18 protein-coding genes are annotated in these 16659 nt (G+C 73.3%); 14 read left to right on the top strand and 4 right to left on the bottom strand.

The annotated features are described in order from the left end of the window. Nucleotides 1-29: 29 nt before the first annotated feature. Entirely contained in the window at nt 30-695 is a 666-nt protein-coding gene (locus O7619_RS26425) for a DUF4870 domain-containing protein (RefSeq protein WP_282284064.1), read from the bottom strand. A 209-nt stretch (nt 696-904) separates the two neighbouring features. Here O7619_RS26425 and hrcA point away from each other — a divergent pair, with 209 nt between their 5' ends. From hrcA to O7619_RS26410, 3 genes are all read left to right on the top strand, one after another. Next, on the top strand, nt 905-1927 hold the full coding sequence (hrcA, locus tag O7619_RS26420) for a heat-inducible transcriptional repressor HrcA (protein WP_282284063.1): 1023 nt from the start codon (nt 905-907) through the stop codon (nt 1925-1927). Between the two features lie 72 nt (nt 1928-1999). Continuing rightward, nucleotides 2000-3145, top strand: a complete 1146-nt coding sequence (gene dnaJ, locus O7619_RS26415) for a molecular chaperone DnaJ (protein WP_282288955.1) — start codon at nt 2000-2002, stop codon at nt 3143-3145. A gap of 1 nt (nt 3146) precedes the next feature. Further along, the gene (locus O7619_RS26410) at nt 3147-3881 is read left to right on the top strand and encodes a 16S rRNA (uracil(1498)-N(3))-methyltransferase (protein WP_282284061.1); all 735 of its coding nucleotides are present in this window, start codon (nt 3147-3149) and stop codon (nt 3879-3881) included. 42 nt (nt 3882-3923) lie between these two features. Here O7619_RS26410 and O7619_RS26405 read toward each other — a convergent pair whose 3' ends face one another. Further along, complete coding sequence (locus tag O7619_RS26405) at nt 3924-4685, bottom strand: SDR family oxidoreductase (RefSeq protein ID WP_282284059.1); 762 nt, start codon at nt 4683-4685, stop codon at nt 3924-3926. Between the two features lie 93 nt (nt 4686-4778). Here O7619_RS26405 and O7619_RS26400 point away from each other — a divergent pair, with 93 nt between their 5' ends. From O7619_RS26400 to O7619_RS26365, 8 genes are all read left to right on the top strand, one after another. Further along, nucleotides 4779-5123, top strand: a complete 345-nt coding sequence (locus O7619_RS26400) for a histidine triad nucleotide-binding protein (RefSeq protein ID WP_281587130.1) — start codon at nt 4779-4781, stop codon at nt 5121-5123. Further along, the gene (locus O7619_RS26395; protein WP_282284058.1) at nt 5120-6496 is read left to right on the top strand and encodes a serine hydrolase domain-containing protein; all 1377 of its coding nucleotides are present in this window, start codon (nt 5120-5122) and stop codon (nt 6494-6496) included. The genes O7619_RS26400 and O7619_RS26395 overlap by 4 nt, the downstream gene beginning before the upstream one ends. Before the next feature lie 133 nt (nt 6497-6629). Then, nucleotides 6630-7688 carry a PhoH family protein gene (locus O7619_RS26390; protein ID WP_282284056.1) on the top strand — a complete coding sequence of 353 codons (1059 nt, stop codon included), beginning with the start codon at nt 6630-6632 and terminating at the stop codon, nt 7686-7688. An 18-nt stretch (nt 7689-7706) separates the two neighbouring features. After that, nucleotides 7707-8180, top strand: coding sequence for an rRNA maturation RNase YbeY (gene ybeY, locus O7619_RS26385; RefSeq protein ID WP_281587133.1), 474 nt, complete (start codon nt 7707-7709; stop codon nt 8178-8180). Beyond that, nucleotides 8156-9565 carry a hemolysin family protein gene (locus O7619_RS26380; protein ID WP_282288954.1) on the top strand — a complete coding sequence of 470 codons (1410 nt, stop codon included), beginning with the start codon at nt 8156-8158 and terminating at the stop codon, nt 9563-9565. The genes ybeY and O7619_RS26380 overlap by 25 nt, the downstream gene beginning before the upstream one ends. Further along, a complete protein-coding gene (locus O7619_RS26375; RefSeq protein ID WP_282284054.1) occupies nt 9558-9944 on the top strand; it encodes a cytidine deaminase in 387 nt (128 codons plus the stop codon). The genes O7619_RS26380 and O7619_RS26375 overlap by 8 nt, the downstream gene beginning before the upstream one ends. Continuing rightward, nucleotides 9941-10837 carry a GTPase Era gene (gene era / locus O7619_RS26370; RefSeq protein ID WP_282284053.1) on the top strand — a complete coding sequence of 299 codons (897 nt, stop codon included), beginning with the start codon at nt 9941-9943 and terminating at the stop codon, nt 10835-10837. The genes O7619_RS26375 and era overlap by 4 nt, the downstream gene beginning before the upstream one ends. Before the next feature lie 122 nt (nt 10838-10959). Further along, complete coding sequence (locus O7619_RS26365) at nt 10960-12117, top strand: acyltransferase (RefSeq protein WP_282284052.1); 1158 nt, start codon at nt 10960-10962, stop codon at nt 12115-12117. A gap of 32 nt (nt 12118-12149) precedes the next feature. On the opposite strand, the gene O7619_RS26360 is transcribed toward O7619_RS26365, so the two are convergent. Then, entirely contained in the window at nt 12150-12947 is a 798-nt protein-coding gene (locus tag O7619_RS26360; protein ID WP_282284051.1) for a DUF4097 family beta strand repeat-containing protein, read from the bottom strand. A 101-nt stretch (nt 12948-13048) separates the two neighbouring features. On the opposite strand from O7619_RS26360, the gene recO reads away from it, so the two are divergent. From recO to O7619_RS26345, 3 genes are all read left to right on the top strand, one after another. Then, nucleotides 13049-13924 (top strand): DNA repair protein RecO, encoded by an 876-nt coding sequence (gene recO, locus O7619_RS26355; protein WP_282284050.1) that lies wholly within the window; start codon nt 13049-13051, stop codon nt 13922-13924. Next, on the top strand, nt 13921-14733 hold the full coding sequence (locus O7619_RS26350) for an isoprenyl transferase (RefSeq protein WP_282284049.1): 813 nt from the start codon (nt 13921-13923) through the stop codon (nt 14731-14733). The genes recO and O7619_RS26350 overlap by 4 nt, the downstream gene beginning before the upstream one ends. Nucleotides 14734-14801: 68 nt before the next feature. After that, nucleotides 14802-14987 (top strand): hypothetical protein, encoded by a 186-nt coding sequence (locus O7619_RS26345; RefSeq protein ID WP_282284048.1) that lies wholly within the window; start codon nt 14802-14804, stop codon nt 14985-14987. Nucleotides 14988-15089: 102 nt separating this feature from the next. Here O7619_RS26345 and gndA read toward each other — a convergent pair whose 3' ends face one another. Next, on the bottom strand, nt 15090-16532 hold the full coding sequence (gndA, locus tag O7619_RS26340; RefSeq protein WP_282284047.1) for an NADP-dependent phosphogluconate dehydrogenase: 1443 nt from the start codon (nt 16530-16532) through the stop codon (nt 15090-15092). Nucleotides 16533-16659: the final 127 nt, after the last annotated feature.

The following is a 16659-nucleotide window of genomic DNA, read 5'->3' as shown; positions in this document are numbered from 1 at the left end:
CCCCGCCTGGCGGGACCGGCCGGAGCGGCTCACTTGATCAGGCTGGCCGACATCGGATAGCGGTAGAGCTGGCCCTCGTTGGCCTTCACCCCGGCCAGGATGCCGAAGATGATGCCGACGATCATGGCGCCGAAGCCGATCACCAGGCCGATGAGGATGCAGGTGAGGATCCAGCCGACGAGCGCGATGACCGACCAGATGAGCTGGAAGTTGAGCGCGGCGATCGCGTGCGCCCGGACGGTCGGGGACTGGTTGCCCCGCGCCAGCAGGGCCACCAGCGGCGCGACCCAGCCCAGCACGCCGCCGCCGATCAGCATCCCGGCCGCGCCACCGAAGTGCGCCACCAGGGCCCAGGTCTTGTCGTCGTTGTTGGCGTAGCCGGCCGGCGGGCCGTACGCGCCGCCGCCGGGATAGCCGGCGCCGGGCGCGCCGTAACCCGGCGCGCCGCCGCCCGGCGGGGGATAGCCGCCCGGCGGGGGATAACCACCCGGCGGGGGATAGCCGCCGGCCGGAGGTTGGCCGCCCGGGGGCGGATAGTCACCGGGCGGGGGATAGCCGCCCCCGCCGGGTGCCCCGGACAGTGGTGCGGTGGGAGGCTCGTCGGCCGGCGACGAGCCGTAGGGCGCCGACGGCGGGGTCGGGTCGGGCTGGGGGCCAGGGTCCCCCGCTCCGGGCGGGCGAGGAGGTTCAGTCATGCACGTCACCGTAGGTCCCGCAGGCAAGCGACACCAGTGCCGTCCGGACCCGCTGCGGCGGATTGTGCGGCGGGCCGCACCCGAGGTCCGTCGGGCGATCATCGCGTCGGCGGGACTGCCGACGTAGACTGGCACTCGCTACAGTCGAGTGCCAGCCGCCCGGCGGATGCCGCGCGTCGTCCGGCCGAGGTGCGTCAGGAGGTGGGGAGATGGGTCTCGACGACCGTAAGCTCGCCGTGCTGCGCGCCATCGTCGAGGACTACGTCCACACGCAGGAGCCGGTGGGCAGCAAGGCCCTGGTCGAACGGCACCAGCTCGGCGTCTCGCCGGCGACCGTGCGCAACGACATGGCGGTGCTGGAGGAGGAGGGCTACATCCGGCAGCCGCACACCAGCGCCGGCCGGGTGCCCACCGACCGCGGCTACCGCCTCTTCGTCGACCGGCTCTCCCGGGTCAAGCCGCTCAGCCCCGCCGAGCGGCGGGCGATCGAGCGGTTCCTGGTCGGCGCGGTCGACCTCGACGACGTGGTGCACCGCACGGTCCGGCTGCTGGCCCAGCTCACCCGGCAGGTCGCCGTGGTGCAATATCCCAGCCTGGCCCGGTCCAAGGTGCGCCACCTGGAGCTGGTGCCGATCTCCACCACCCGGCTGATGGTCGTCATGATCGCCGACACCGGGCGGGTCGAGCAGCGGCTGGTCGAGCTGCCCGCCCCGATCCCCGCCGAGGACGTCACCGACCTGCGCCGGCTGGTCAACGAGAAGCTCGTCGGCAGCCAACTCGCCGAGACACCGCCACTGGTGCAGGCGCTCGTCGAGGAGTCGCCGCCGCAGCTCCGCCCGGCCATGACCACGCTCTCCACCGTGCTGCTGGAGACGCTCGTCGAGCGGCACGAGGAGCGGATCGCGCTGGCCGGCACCGCCAACCTCACCCGGGGTGGCCTGCTCGACTTCCAGGGCTCGCTGCGCCCCATCCTGGAGGCGCTCGAGGAGGAGGTCGTGCTGCTCAAGCTGATCGGCGAGACCGAACCGAGCACCACCCGGGTGCTCATCGGCGACGAGAACGAGGTCGACAACCTGCGGGCCGCCTCCGTGGTCAGCACCGGCTACGGCCCGGGTGCGACCATCGTCGGTGGGCTCGGCGTGCTCGGGCCGACCCGGATGGACTACCCCGGCAATATCGCCATGGTGAGGGCCGTGGCACGCTACGTGGGCGAACTGCTGGCCCAGAACTGACCAGTCAGGGCCGACGGCCGGCTGCGGCCGACGACCGGCGAACGCGAGACGAACATGAGGACACCGAACGCAGTGGCCAGGGACTACTACGGCATTCTCGGCGTGAGCCGGGACGCCTCCGACGACGAGATCAAGCGTGCCTACCGCAAGCTGGCGCGGCAGTACCACCCGGACGTCAATCCGGACCCGGAGGCACAGGAGAAGTTCAAGGACATCAACGCCGCGTACGAGGTCCTCTCGGACGACCGGAAGCGGCAGATCGTCGACCTGGGCGGCGATCCGCTCGCCCCGGGCGGCGGTGGCGCCGGCGGTCCGGGCGGTCCGGGCGGCGCCGGCCCGTTCGTCGGCTTCCAGGACATCATGGACGCGTTCTTCGGCGGCGCGGCGGGCGGCAGCCGGGGTCCCCGGCCGCGTACCCGGCCTGGCGCCGACGCGATCCTGCGGCTGGAACTCGACCTCAACGAGACCGCGTTCGGCGTCGAGGCGCCCATCACCGTCGACACGGCGGTGCTCTGCACCACCTGCTCCGGCGCCGGCACCGCCGCCGGCACCCACCTCGCCACCTGCGAGGCGTGCGGCGGTCGCGGCGAGGTGCAGTCGGTGCAGCGGACGTTCCTCGGCCAGGTGGTCTCCGCCCGGCCGTGCACCGTCTGCCAGGGCTACGGCACCACGATCCCGCACCCCTGCCCGACCTGCGCCGGTGACGGCCGGGTGCGGACCCGCCGCTCGCTGACCGTCAAGATCCCCGCCGGGGTCGAGGACGGCATGCGGATCCGGCTGGCCCAGCAGGGCGAGGTCGGCCCGGGCGGCGGCACCGCCGGCGACCTCTACGTCGAGATCCACGAGCGGACCCACGACGTCTACTCCCGCAAGGGCGACGACCTGCACTGCCGGGTGACCGTGCCGATGACCGCCGCCGCGCTCGGCACCCGGCTGACCATCAAGACGCTCGACAGCGAGGAGGTCGTCGACGTCAAGCCGGGCACCCAGCCCGGCAGCACGCTGCGGCTGCGCGCCCGCGGCGTGCCGCACCTGCGGGGCACCGGCCGGGGCGACCTCTACGTCCACCTGGACGTGCGCACGCCGACCAAGCTCGACGCCGACCAGGAGCGGATGCTGCGCGACTTCGCCAAGACCCGCGGCGAGGAGGTCGCCGAGCTGACCAAGCAGGGCGGCTTCTTCTCCCGGATGCGCGACGCCTTCAACGGGCACGCCTGAGGTGTCGGCGCCGCTGTTCCTGGTCGAGGCGCTGCCCACCGGCGACACGGTGACGCTGGACGGCCCGGAGGGCCACCACGCGGCCACCGTGCAGCGGCTGCGCGTCGGCGAGGAGCTGCTGCTCGCCGACGGCCGGGGCGGCACCGCCGCCGCGCTCGTCACCGCCGTCGGCCGGGGCACGCTCGACGCGCGGGTCACCTCCCGGGGGTACGCCGACGCGAGCGTCCCCCGGGTGGTCGTGGCGCAGGGGATCGCCAAGGGCGACCGGGGCGAGCTGGCCGTGCAGGCGATGACCGAGGTCGGGGTGGACGAGATCGTGCCCTGGGCGGCGTCCCGTTCGGTGGTCCAGTGGCGCGGCGACCGGGGCGTACGGGCCCGGGAGAAGTGGGCGGCCACCGCCCGGGAGGCCGCCAAGCAGGCCCGCCGCCCGTGGCTGCCGGTGGTGGCCGGCGCCCCGGACGAGTCCACCGCCACGGTGGCCCGGCGCATCGCCGGCGCCGGTGCCGCCTTCGTGCTGCACGAGGAGGCCGACGAGCGGCTGACCACGGTCGAGCTGCCGGCGGCGGGTGAGATCGTGCTCGTGGTCGGCCCCGAGGGCGGCATCGCCCCGGCCGAGCTGACCGTGTTCGCCGAGGCCGGCGCGCGTACCGTCCGCCTCGGCCCGTCGGTGCTGCGCACCTCCACCGCCGGGGTGGCCGCGCTCAGCGTGCTCGCCGCCCGCCTGGGCCGCTGGTAGGCAACCCCTGATTCCGTGCGTCAGCGTGCGGTGGGGTCGGGGTCAGGTGCGCAGGTAGGAGGCGCCGTTCAGGTCGACGATCGTGCCGGACGCCCACTCCGCCTCGGGGCTGGCCAACCAGTGCACGGCCGCGGCGATCTCCTCCGGGCGGGCCACTCGGTGGAACGGCGACTGCGCCCGTACCGCCTCGCCACGCTCGTTCTTGAGGTGCTCGTTCGTCATGTCGGTCTCGACGAAGCCGGGCGCCACGCAGGCCACCCCGATGCGGTACGGGGCCAGGGCCACCGCCAGCGACTGGGCCATCGCGTTCATCCCCGCCTTGCTGGCCCCGTACGCGGGATTGGCCGGCTCGCCCCGGAACGCGCCCCGGGAGGAGACGTTGACGATCCGTCCACCCCGCTCCCGCATGTGCTGGGCGGCGCACCAGGCGGCGTTCGCGGCGCCCACCAGGTTGGTGTCGAGCACCTCGCGCCAGCGTGCCCGCCACTGCTCGTAGCTGCTGTCGAAGACCGGGTGCGGCGGGTCGGCGGGCCCGAACACGCCGGCGTTGTTGACGAGCACGTCGAGGCCACCGAGCAGTCGGGCCGCCTCGTCGACCACGGCGCGGACGGCGTCCGGGTCGGCCAGGTCGGCGCGGACCACCACGTGCCCGTCACCCGGCAGCTCGTCGCGCAGCGCCTCGGCCAGCCCGGCGGAGTCCCGGTGGTGGATCGCCACCCGGTCCCCGCCGGCCGCGAACGCCCGGGCCACCGCGCGTCCGATGCCCCGCGAGGCTCCCGTCACCAGCACCGCCCGTCCCGCCATGCCGGCCATCCTGCCGCACCCGCCCGGGGTGTTAGGCGGGGCCCCTTCCTATGCAGAAAGCGTTAACCGGGGCCCCTTCCTTACACTGCTGCGATGGACTGCCTGTTCTGCCGGATCGTCGCCGGGGAGATCCCGGCCACCATCGTCCGCGAGACCGCCACCACCCTCGCCTTCCGCGACATCGACCCGAAGGCGCCCACCCACGTCCTGGTGATCCCGAAGGAGCACTACGCGGACGTGGTCACGCTGGCGCAGGGCGACTCCGCGCTCGCCGGTGAGCTGCTCAACACCGCTGCCGTGGTGGCCGAGGAGGAGGGCCTGACGGTGGACGGGTTCCGGCTCATGTTCAACACCGGCCCGTACGGCGGCCAGGAGGTCTTCCACGTGCACGCCCACCTGCTCGGTGGCGCGCCGCTCGGCCCGATGCTCTGCCGGTGACCCCGATCTCCGACCGGCTCGACCGGATGGTGCGGCAGGCCCAGGCGACCGGGCGGATCCCGGCGGTGTCGGCGGCCCTGCACCGGGCCGACCGGCCGCTCTGGACGTGCACGGTGGGCGGGACCGGCAACGACACGCCGCTCGACCCGGACACGGTCCTCCGGATCGGCTCGGTCACCAAGACCTTCACCGCGGTGCTCGTCATGCAGTGCCGCGACGACGGGCTGCTCGACCTGGACGACCCGGTCGGGCGACACCTCGACCTGCCCGCGCACGGCGAGCTGACCGTGCGCCGGCTGCTGTCGCACACCGCCGGCCTGCAACGCGAGCCGCACGGCGACGTGTGGGACACCCTGCGGGTCCCGGGCGTCGACGAGCTGCTCGCCGACCTGGCGCGGGTGGAGCGGGTGCTGCCCACCGGCCGCCGCTTCCACTACTCCAACCTCGGCCTGTCGCTGCTCGGCGCGCTGGTCGCCCGGCGGCGCGGCGGCACCTGGGCCGAGGTGCTCGCCGACCGGGTGCTCGGCCCGCTCGGGCTGGCCGCGACCGGGCCCGAGCCGGGGGACCGGGCGGCCACCGGCCACCTGGTCGACGCGTACTCCGACGAGGCGCACCCGGAGCCGCCCACCGACTTCGGCGCGGTGGCGCCGGCCGCCCAGCTCTGGAGCACCGCGCCGGACATGGCCCGCTGGGCGGCGTTCCTGGCCGACCCGGCCGCGCTCGACCCGGACGGGGCGGTGCTCGCCGCGGCCACCGTCGAGGAGATGCGCTGGCCGCACACCACCACCGACGAGTCGCTCTGGGCGGCCGGCTTCGGCCTCGGGCTGATCGTGGTGCCACGCCCGGACCGGGTGACCCACGTCGGGCACGACGGCGCGATGCCCGGCTTCCTGGCCGCCGTCTACGGCCGGCGCGGCGGCGACGGCACCGCCGGCGGCATGGGCTGCGCGGTGCTCGGCTCGTCCGGCACCGGCGTGGAGGTGCTCGACCTGCCCCACGCGCTGCTCGCCGCCGCCGCCGAGCACGACCCGGCGGAGATCGAGCCGTGGCGTCCCGGTCCGCCCGCCCCCGCGCACCTGCGCGGGATGCTGGGCCGCTGGTGGGGCGAGGGGTTCGAGTCGGTCTTCTCCTGGCACGACGGGGCGTTGCGGGCCCGGGGCGCGGACGACCCGGCCGGCAAGCCGCCGTCGGTGTTCGCGCCGCTGCCGGACCGGCCGGACGTGTTCCGCACGGTCGCCGGCCGGGAGGCCGGCGAGCTGCTCCGGCTCACCCGCGACGAGCGGGGCGTGGTGGTCCGGATGCACTGGGCGACCTACCGGTTCACCCGCCGGCAGGAGACCTTCGACGGGTACGACTTCCGGGCCGGCGGCTGACCGCCGGGCACCGGAAATGGGCACGGTGCGTGCGGTGTCGACCCGATACGATGGAGGGCAACCGTACGCCGCGCCAGCAGGGCCCGGCGCCGAGATCGGAGAGCAGGTGGCGCAGGGCCCGACGGCCCGACCTATGACCGGCACCCCACCTCCCGGCCCGCCCCGGGTGCAGACCAGGATCACGGTCCCCGACCAGAAGATCATGGTGAACCTGCTCGGCGCGGGCGACGAGATCCTGCGTCTCGTCGAACGCTCGGTCAGCAGCGACGTCCACGTGCGCGGCAACGAGATCACCATCACCGGTGCGCCCGCCGACAACGCCCTCGCCGAGCGTCTCTTCAGTGAGCTCCTCGAACTGATCGAGAAAGGCGAGACCCTGACCACAGACGCCGTCCGGCGTACCGTCGGCATGCTCGAGCAGGGCGGCGCCGAGCGACCCGCCGAGGTCCTGACGCTCAACATCCTCTCCCGGCGCGGGCGCACCATCCGCCCCAAGACCCTCGGGCAGAAGCGGTACGTCGACGCGATCGACTCGCACACCATCGTCTTCGGGATCGGCCCGGCCGGCACCGGCAAGACCTACCTGGCCATGGCGAAGGCCGTCCAGGCGCTCCAGGCCAAGCAGGTCAACCGGATCATCCTGACCCGGCCGGCGGTCGAGGCGGGCGAGCGGCTGGGCTTCCTGCCCGGCACGCTGAACGAGAAGATCGACCCCTACCTGCGCCCGCTCTACGACGCGCTGCACGACATGCTCGACCCGGAGTCCATCCCCAAGCTGATGGCCGCCGGCACGATCGAGGTCGCGCCCCTGGCGTATATGAGGGGCCGCTCGTTGAATGACGCTTTCATCATCCTGGACGAGGCGCAGAACACCACGCCCGAGCAGATGAAGATGTTCCTGACCCGGCTCGGCTTCAACTCCAAGATCGTGGTCACCGGCGACGTCACCCAGGTGGACCTTCCCGGCGGGACGACAAGCGGCCTGCGGCTGGTCCGGGAGATCCTGGGCAACGTCGAGGATGTGCACTTCGCCCAGCTCTCCAGCTCGGACGTGGTTCGCCACAAGCTGGTGGGTGAGATCGTCGACGCGTACGCCCGCTGGGACGCCGAGCGGGAGAACCAGCAGGCGCAGAGCGTGCACGCCGTGCCGGGGCGCACCGCCCAGGGCGGCCGGGCCGGCCGGCGCCGCTAACCCACCAGAGGAAGACAGTTGTCCATCGAGATCGCCAACGAGTCCGGTGTCGAGGTCGACACCGACGCCGTGCTCGCCGTCGCCCGGCACGCCCTCGACGAGATGGGGGTCAACCCCCTCGCCGAGCTGTCCGTGCTGCTCGTCGACATCGAATACATGTCGGAGCTGAACCACCGCTGGATGGGCGGTGACGGCCCGACCGACGTGCTCGCCTTCCCCATGGACGAGGGCAGCGTCGACCACGGGCCGGGGGAGAGCGCCCCGGCCGGCGGCGAGCCGGCCCTGCTCGGCGACATCGTGCTCTGCCCGGAGGTGGCGGCCAAGCAGGCGGCCACCGCCGGGCACTCGTCCGGCGACGAGTTGCACCTGCTCACCGTGCACGGTGTGCTGCACCTGCTCGGCTACGACCACGCCGAGCCCGAGGAGGAACGGGAGATGTTCGGTCTCCAGGCCCGGCTGCTGGCCAGCTGGCGGTCGACCCGGTCGCGGTGATGACGTCCCTCGCGGCGGCGGGCGCTCCGGCCGGCCTGCCCGATTTTCAGCTCCTGTTCTTCGGGGCCGGGCTGGTGGTGCTCGCCGGCCTGATCGCGATGACCGAGGCGGCTCTGGCCGCGGTCTCCGCGGCGCGCGCCGCCGAGCTGGCCCGTGAGGGCGCGCGCGGCGCACGCGCCCTCCAGGCGGTCGCCGGTGACGTGGTCCGTCACCTCAACCTGCTGCTCCTGCTCCGCCTGCTGGCCGAACTGACCGCGACCACGCTCGTCGCGCTGGTGGCGGTCGACACGTTCGGCGCCGGCTGGCGGGCGGCCCTGGTCACCGCCGGGGCGATGACGGTGGTGAGCTTCGTGGTGGTCGGGGTGGCCCCGCGCACGCTGGGCCGGCAGCACGCCTACGCGGTCGGCCGGGCGGTCGCGCCGCTGGTGCGGTGGCTGGGCCGGGCGCTCAATCCGCTGGCGTCGCTGCTGATCCTGATCGGCAACGCGGTCACCCCGGGCAAGGGGTTCCGGGAGGGGCCGTTCGCCACCCAGGTGGAGCTGCGCGAGCTGGTCGACCTGGCCGAGCAGCGTGGGGTGGTGGAGCACGGCGAGCGTCAGATGATCCACTCCGTGTTCGCGCTCGGTGACACCATCGCCCGTGAGGTGATGGTGCCGCGCACCGAGATGGTGTGGATAGAGGAACGCAAGACGCTGGCGCAGGCGTTGGCGCTGTTCCTGCGGTCCGGCTTCTCCCGCATCCCGGTGATCGGTGAGAACGTCGACGACGTGCTCGGTGTGCTCTACCTCAAGGACCTGATCCGGCGTACCCAGGGCGACCGGGAGGCGCGGGAGATGCCGGTGGCGGAGCTGATGCGCCAGGCGACGTTCGTGCCGGAGTCCAAGCCGGTGGACGATCTGCTCTCCGAGATGCAGGCGGCCCGTAACCACCTGGTCATCGTGGTCGACGAGTACGGCGGCACCGGTGGGTTGGTCACCATCGAGGACATCCTGGAGGAGATCGTCGGCGAGATCACCGACGAGTACGATGTCGAGCGCCCGCCGGTGGAGCACCTGCCGGACGGGGCCGTGCGGGTGACCGCCCGGCTGCCGGTGGAGAATCTGGGCGAGCTGTTCGACACCGCGCTGCCCACCGACGAGGTGGAGACGGTCGGCGGGCTGCTCGCGCAGGCGCTCGGCCGGGTGCCCATCCCGGGCGCCGAGGCCGAGGTGTCCGGCCTACGGCTGATCGCCGAGGGCACCACCGGCCGGCGCAACCGGATCGACACCGTCCTGGTGAGCCGGGTCGATCCGGGGTCCGCGCCGGAGGGCACGGGCCGGGGCGAGCCGGCCGAGTCCCGTGGCAACCACAACCGTTCCGAGGAGAGGCAACCCGCCGATGCCTGAGTCACCCGCCGTGCCGGCCGCACTGCCCACCCCCGCCGATCCGGCCGAGCTGAGCGCCGAGGACGGCAAGCTCGTCGTGCTGGCCCGGGGCGCGCGGAGCCGGGTGGCCGCCGTGGAGGGCGCGGCCGTCCGCGACCAGGACGGCCGGACGTACGCGGCGGCAAGCGTGGCGCTGCCGTCGCTGACGGTGACCGCGCTCCAGTTGGCGGTCGCCTCGGCGGTGGCGGCGGGGGCGAGCCGGCTGGAGGCGGCGGTGGTGGTGACCGAGGCGTCGACGCTCGACGGCGCCGGGCACGCCGCGGTCCGGGATCTCTCCGCCGACGCGCCGATCCACGTGGCCGCGCCGGACGGCACGGTCCTCGGCACGGTGGTCGAGTGACCACGCCCGAGGCACGTCCCTACCGGGCCGGTTTCGCCTGTTTCGTCGGCCGGCCCAACGCCGGCAAGTCGACGCTCACCAACGCGATCGTCGGCACCAAGATCGCGATCACGTCGAGCAAGCCGCAGACCACCCGGCACATCATCCGGGCGGTGCTGCACCGGCCGGAGTCGCAGCTCGTGCTCGTGGACACGCCCGGTCTGCACCGCCCGCGCACGCTGCTCGGCGAACGCCTCAACGACCTGGTGCGGGAGACCTGGAGCGAGGTCGACGTGATCGGGCTCTGCGTCCCGGCGAACGAGCCGGTCGGGCGGGGCGACCGGTTCATCACCGGTGAGCTGTCCAGCCTGAAGGCCACCGTGCTGGCCGTGGTCACCAAGACCGACCTGGTGGACAAGAAGCGGCTGGCGGAGCAGTTGGTCGCGGTGAGCGAGCTGGCCGAGTTCGCGGCCGTGGTGCCGGTGAGCGCGGTCTCCGGTCACCAGGTGGACACGCTCGTCGACGTGATGACCGGCTACCTGCCGGAGTCGCCGCAGCTCTACCCGGACGACATGCTCACCGACGACCCGGAGCAGGTGCTCGTCGCCGAGTTGGTCCGGGAGGCCGCCTTGGAGGGGGTGCGGGACGAACTGCCGCACTCCATCGCCGTGGTGGTCGAGGAGATGATCCCGGAGGGCAACCTCACGAAGATCTACGCCGATCTCTACGTGGAGCGGTCGAGCCAGAAGGCGATCGTGATCGGTCACCGTGGCAGCCGGCTCAAGCACGTGGGCACCACCGCGCGCCGGCAGATCGAGGAGTTGCTGGGTACCCGGGTCTACCTCGATCTGCACGTGCGGGTGGCGAAGGACTGGCAGCGCGATCCGAAGCAGTTGCGCAAGCTCGGCTTCTGAGGGCCGGATCGGTCAGGCTTATGGGGCATCTCACGTAACGTAGGCGTCTTTACACGTTTCACAGGCTGCGGGAGCAGGGTAGGGACGGTTGTCTCCGCCCCCCGGACCCCTGCTGCGAGCTGATGCGAAACCGCTACCTCGACCTGCTTCGCTTCCTGGCCATCCTGCGCGTCGTCACCTACCACGTCACCGGCTACGCCACGCTCACGCTGGTGTTCCCCGCGATGGCGGTGATGTTCGCGCTCGCCGGGTCGCTGATGGCTGCGTCGCTGGGCCGCAGCGGGGCACCCGCGGTGGTACGCCGGCTGCGGCGGCTGCTGCCCTCGCTCTGGGTGCTCGCCGCGGTCTTCGTGCCGGCGATGCTGTTCACCGGGTTGACGTTCAGCCCGCGGGTGCTGCTCTGGCTGTTCCCGATCGCCGACCCGCCGGCCAACTACTGGGGTGGGCTGGCGCTCAGCCCGATCTGGTATCTGCGGGACTACCTGTGGTTCGTGCTCGCCTCACCGCTGGCGCTCTGGCTGTTCCGCCGGGCGCCCCTGCCCACGCTTGCCGTCCCGTACGCGCTGCTCGCCGCGATCGAGTTCGGCGTCCTGCCGAACCCGCCGGCCGTGCTGCGCGAGTTCGGTCTCTACTTCGGCGCCTGGCTGCTCGGTTTCGCCCACCACGACGGTCTGCTGCGACGGATGCGCAACCGCGTGCTGCTGCCGCTCGCCGCCGTCGTCGGCGCGGCCGGGCTGGCCTGGATCGCCACCCATCCCGGCCCGCGTGGCTACGACATCAACGACATCCCGCTGGGCAACGCGCTCTGGGCGACGGCGTTCATCCTGGTGACGATCGGACGGGCGCCGACCGGCGTGGCCTGGGTCGACCGCGTTCCGGTGCTCGGCCGCGCGGTGACCCTGGTCAACCGGCGGGCGCTGACCATCTATCTCTGGCACATGCCGTTCGTGGTGGCGCTCACCCCGCTCGTGGGCCTGGTGGGCTGGTCGCCGCGCGACCCGGTCGGACTGTGGCTGCGCGTGGGGCTGGTCTTCGCGCTCGTCGGTGTGGTGACGTTGCTTGTCGGCTGGGTCGAGGACGTGGCCGCCCGGCGTACCCCCGAACTGGTGCCCGGCAGGCGACGCACCGCGTCCGGGCGGGTAACGGTCGCCCCGGCCAGCCCGGCCCCGGCCGGCGCGGCGGGCGCGCTCGTCGGCGCCGGGACGCCGGTGCCGGCGCCGCGCCGTAGCCCCGAGCGGACCACCGACCACACCGTCCAGCCCGACCACGCCACCCGCTGAGCGTGGACGGGCCCGGCCGGGCGGCGGTCGGGTCAGCGGCTGGACACGCTGACGTTGCCGCTGGTCGCCGAGACGTCGAGCAGCAGGGACGCGGCCGGGTCGTTCGTCACCTGCACGCGGACGTCGCCGGACTTCGCGTCGGCCCGCACCCGGTAACGGCCCTGCGGTACGGCCAGGTCGACGTCGCCGCTCGTGGCGTGCAACCGGGCCGGGGCCGGCTGGTCCAGCTCGACGGTGAGGTTGCCGGAGGTCGCCTCCGCGTCGACCGCGGAGGTGAGTCGCCGCGCCTCGATGTCACCGGATCGCGCCCGCAGCCGGACCGGGCCGGCGGCCTCGCTCAGGTGGATGTTGCCCGAGGTGGTCGACGCGCGGACCTCGCCGCGCGCCCCGCTGACCGTGAAGTCGCCCGAGCTGAGCGTGAAGTCCACCGCACCGACCTCGCTGAGCTCGACGTTGCCCGACCCGGTGCCGCCGCGAACCGCCACACCGGGTGGCGCGGTCACCTCCCAGGAGATGCTGCACCGGCTGCCGCAGTCGGTGGGCAGCACCAACTCGTCGCCCTTGATCTCGTACCTGCTGTCCGGCTCGCCGCCCTGGTAGCGGACCACCCGTTTGACGCGTACCTGGTCGGCCGGGCCGTTGGCCCGGACCACGACGTCGCCCGAGCCGTCGCCGGCCACGTTGATCCGGGTGATCCTGGTGCGCTCGGTCTGGTCGTAGTCGAGGCGACGGAACGAGAGGGTGTCACACCCGGCGAGGACGATGAGCGTGGCGGTCGCGGTCGCGGCCACCACCACGCGGGGCCGGACGGCCGTTCGGAGCGAAGCCATGGCCAAAACCCTAGGTCCGGCCCGGCGGCCGGCACATCGGGGATGGTCCGCCGGTCCACCCCGAACCAACCCTGAGATCGCACCCCGAGGAGAATGGGCCGGTGGCCGGCTACCGTCGACAGCTCTACCGCGACGACGCGGTGGTGCTGCGTGTGCAGAAGCTGGGCGAGTCCGACCGGATCATCACCCTGTTCACCCGCCGGCACGGCCGGCTGCGCGCGGTGGCCCGGGGCGTCCGGCGCACCACAAGCCGGTTCGGCGCCCGGCTGGAGCCGTTCGGGCACGTCGACCTCCAACTCGCCGGCGATCCCAAGGGCAACCAGGGCAGCTCGCTGCACACCGTCAGCCAGGTCGAGGCGATCGAGCTGTACGGCAAGCGGTTCCTCGGCGACTACCCCCGCTACACGGCGGCCAGCGCGATCGCCGAGACCGCCGAGCGGCTCACCCCGGTCGAGCGGGAGCCGTCGCTGCGGCTGTTCCAGCTCACCCTCGGCGCGATGAAGTCCCTGGCCCGCGGCGACCACGCCACCACGCTGGTGCTCGACGCCTACCTGCTGCGCGGCATGTCGTTCGCCGGCTGGGCGCCGGCGCTGTCCGCCTGCGCCGTCTGCGGCGAGCCGGGCCGGCACCGCGCGTTCTCGGTGCCGGCCGGCGGTGCCGTCTGCCCGGACTGCCGCCCCCCGGGCGCCGCCCACCCCGCGCCGGCCACGCTCCTGCTGATGTCCGCGCTGACCAGCGGCGACTGGGCGCACGCCGACGCCGCCGACACCGGCGTACGCCGGGAGTGCAGCGGCCTGGTCGCGGCGCACCTCCAGTGGCATCTGGAGCGCGCGCTACGCTCGCTGCCGCTGGTCGACCGGGGTGCCCCGGCGGCCGGCACGGTCCCGCCGCCCGGCGGCGCGGGGCCGGGTGTGGTCCCGCCGCGCACCGGCGCCGGACCCGCCGCCGCCGGTGTGAACAGGGAGATGACCGAGTGATCCGTGCGACGAGGGCGACCCGCCGCGAGCCGACCCCGCCGACCCCGCACCCGTCCGGCGCCCGGCCGCCGGCGCTGCCGGCCGCCGCGCTGCCCCGGCACATCGCCATCGTGATGGACGGCAACGGCCGCTGGGCCAAGGAACGCGGCCTGCCCCGCACCAAGGGGCACGAGCAGGGTGAACACAGCCTCTTCGACACCATCGAGGGCGCGATCGAGCTGGGCGTGCCCTACCTGTCGGCGTACGCCTTCTCCACCGAGAACTGGCGTCGTTCGCCGGACGAGGTCCGCTTCCTGATGGGCTTCAACCGCGACGTCATCCGCCGCCGCCGCGACCAGCTCGTCGACCTGGGCGTACGGGTGGTCTGGTCGGGCCGGGCCGGGCGGCTCTGGAAGAGCGTGATCTCCGAGTTGCAGACCGCCGAGGAGATGTCCCGCGACAACTCGACGCTGACGCTCCAGTTCTGCGTCAACTACGGCGGCCAGGCCGAGATCGCCGACGCCGCCGCCGCGATCGCCCGGGACGTCGCCGCCGGCAAGCTGCACCCGGACAAGGTCACCGAGAAGACGGTGGCGCGCTACCTCTACCACCCGGAGGTGCCCGAGGTCGACCTGTTCCTGCGCCCCTCCGGCGAGCAGCGCATCTCCAACTTCCTGCTCTGGCAGACCGCGTACGCGGAACTCGTCTATCTGGACACGCTCTGGCCCGACTTCGACCGCCGTCACCTCTGGTACGCCTGCGAGCTGTACGCGCAGCGGGACCGCCGCTTCGGCGGGGCGCTGCCCAATCCGGTGGCCCCGGGAGCCTGAGCTGACGCTTACCGACGCGACACGCTGGGTATCGCACAGGGATACCAGCAAACGCGGAGGTGAACCACATGATTCAGAAGCGGATCGCGCAGTGGGCGATCATGGCGGTCGCCGTGCCGCTGGCGGCGGCCGGTGCTCGCCGGCTCAGTCACACGCTTGAGGCCCGCCGTGGCCCGACCGGGGTGAGCCGCCTGCTGACCAAGGGCGCCGACCTGATCCGGCCGCAGAAGGCCAAGCGACGTCGGTTCTTCTGACCCCCTCGACGGCCGGGCAACTCCGGCCGTCGAGCCGAACGCCCCGCGCCCCGGCCTCTCCGGCCGGACCGCGGGGCGTTCCACTGTCAGCGCTCCCGGCCGTCAGCCCTCCACCTCGGAGCGGTCGCCCGCCCACAGGGTGTGGAACGAGCCGTCCCGGTCCACCCGGCGGTAGGTGTGCGCGCCGAAGTTGTCCCGCAGACCCTGGATCAGCGCGGCCGGCAGCCGCTCGGCGCGCAGCGCGTCGAAGTAGGCGAGCGACGACGAGAAGGCCGGCGTCGGCACGCCCGCCCGGGCCGCGTCGGCCACCACCCGCCGCCAACCCGGGACGCCGGCGCTGACCCGGTCGGCGAACCAGGGCGCCACCAGCAGCGTCGACAGCTCCGGCTCGGCGTCGTACGCCTCCTTGATCCGGTCCAGGAAGCGGGCCCGGATGATGCAGCCGCCCCGCCAGATGGTGGCCGTGCCGCCCAGGTCGATGTCCCAGTCGTACTCCCGGCTGCCGGCGCGAATGTGGTCGAAGCCCTGCGCGTACGCGACGATCTTGCTGGCCAGCAGCGCGCGGCGCACGTCCTCGACGAACGTGTCCCGGTCGTCCACCTGCCACTTCTCACCGGCGTCGGGGAACGCCCGGCGGGCCGCCTCGCGCTGGTCGGCGTGGCCGGACAGCGACCTGGCGAACGTGGCCTCGGCGATGCCGGTGATCGGAATGCCCAGGTCCAGCGCGCTCTGCACGGTCCAGCGGCCGGTGCCCTTCTGCTCGGCCTGGTCGAGGACCACGTCCACGAACGCCCGGCCGGTCGCCGCGTCGGTGTGCCCGAGCACGTCGGCGGTGATCTCGATGAGGAACGACTCCAGCTCGCCGCCGTTCCACTCCCGGAAGATCTCCGCGATCTCCGCCGGGCTCGCCGACAGACCGGCCCGCAACAGGTCGTACGCCTCGGCGATGAGCTGCATGTCGGCGTACTCGATGCCGTTGTGCACCATCTTCACGAAGTGGCCCGCGCCGTCCGGCCCGACGTGCCGGCAGCACGACTCGCCCTCGACCTGCGCGGCGATCTTCTCGAAGATCGGCCCGAGCTTGCGGTAGGACTCCGCCGAGCCGCCCGGCATGATGCTCGGGCCGAGCAGCGCGCCCTCCTCGCCGCCGGAGACACCGGTGCCGACGAAGTGCAGCCCGTGCTCGCGCAGCGCCTCCTCCCGGCGGCGGGTGTCGGCGAAGTGCGCGTTGCCGCAGTCGACGACGATGTCCCCCTCCTCCAGCAGCGGGATCAGCTCGTCGATCACGGCGTCGGTCGGCGCGCCGGCCTTCACCATCACGATCACCGCACGCGGGCGCTCCAGCGAGCCGACGAAGTCGGCAAGCGACTCGGACGGCACGAAGGTGCCCTCGTCGCCGTGCTCGGCCACCAGGCTGCGGGTGCGCGCAGGCGTTCGGTTGTGCACCGCCACGGCGAATCCGTTGCGGGCCAGGTTCCGGGCCAGGTTGCGACCCATCACCGCCAGACCGGTGACCCCGATCTGCGCCGTCGCCTGTTCTGCCATGCGTACCGCCCCTCTCGTCCGCGCCGCGTGCCGCGACCGTCCTCGTTGCCGTCATGCGACCGTATCGCGGTCGCATGACGGAGCGGACCACACCTCGACGGTGGGTGAGGAACCGGTGGCGGCTCGT

Origin of the sequence: Micromonospora sp. WMMD998 (assembly GCF_029581235.1) — a bacterium.
In the GTDB taxonomy this organism is placed as follows: domain Bacteria; phylum Actinomycetota; class Actinomycetes; order Mycobacteriales; family Micromonosporaceae; genus Micromonospora.
The sequence above is the reverse complement of the archived record's forward strand: the minus strand, read 5'-3'. Positions and strand labels throughout refer to the sequence as shown.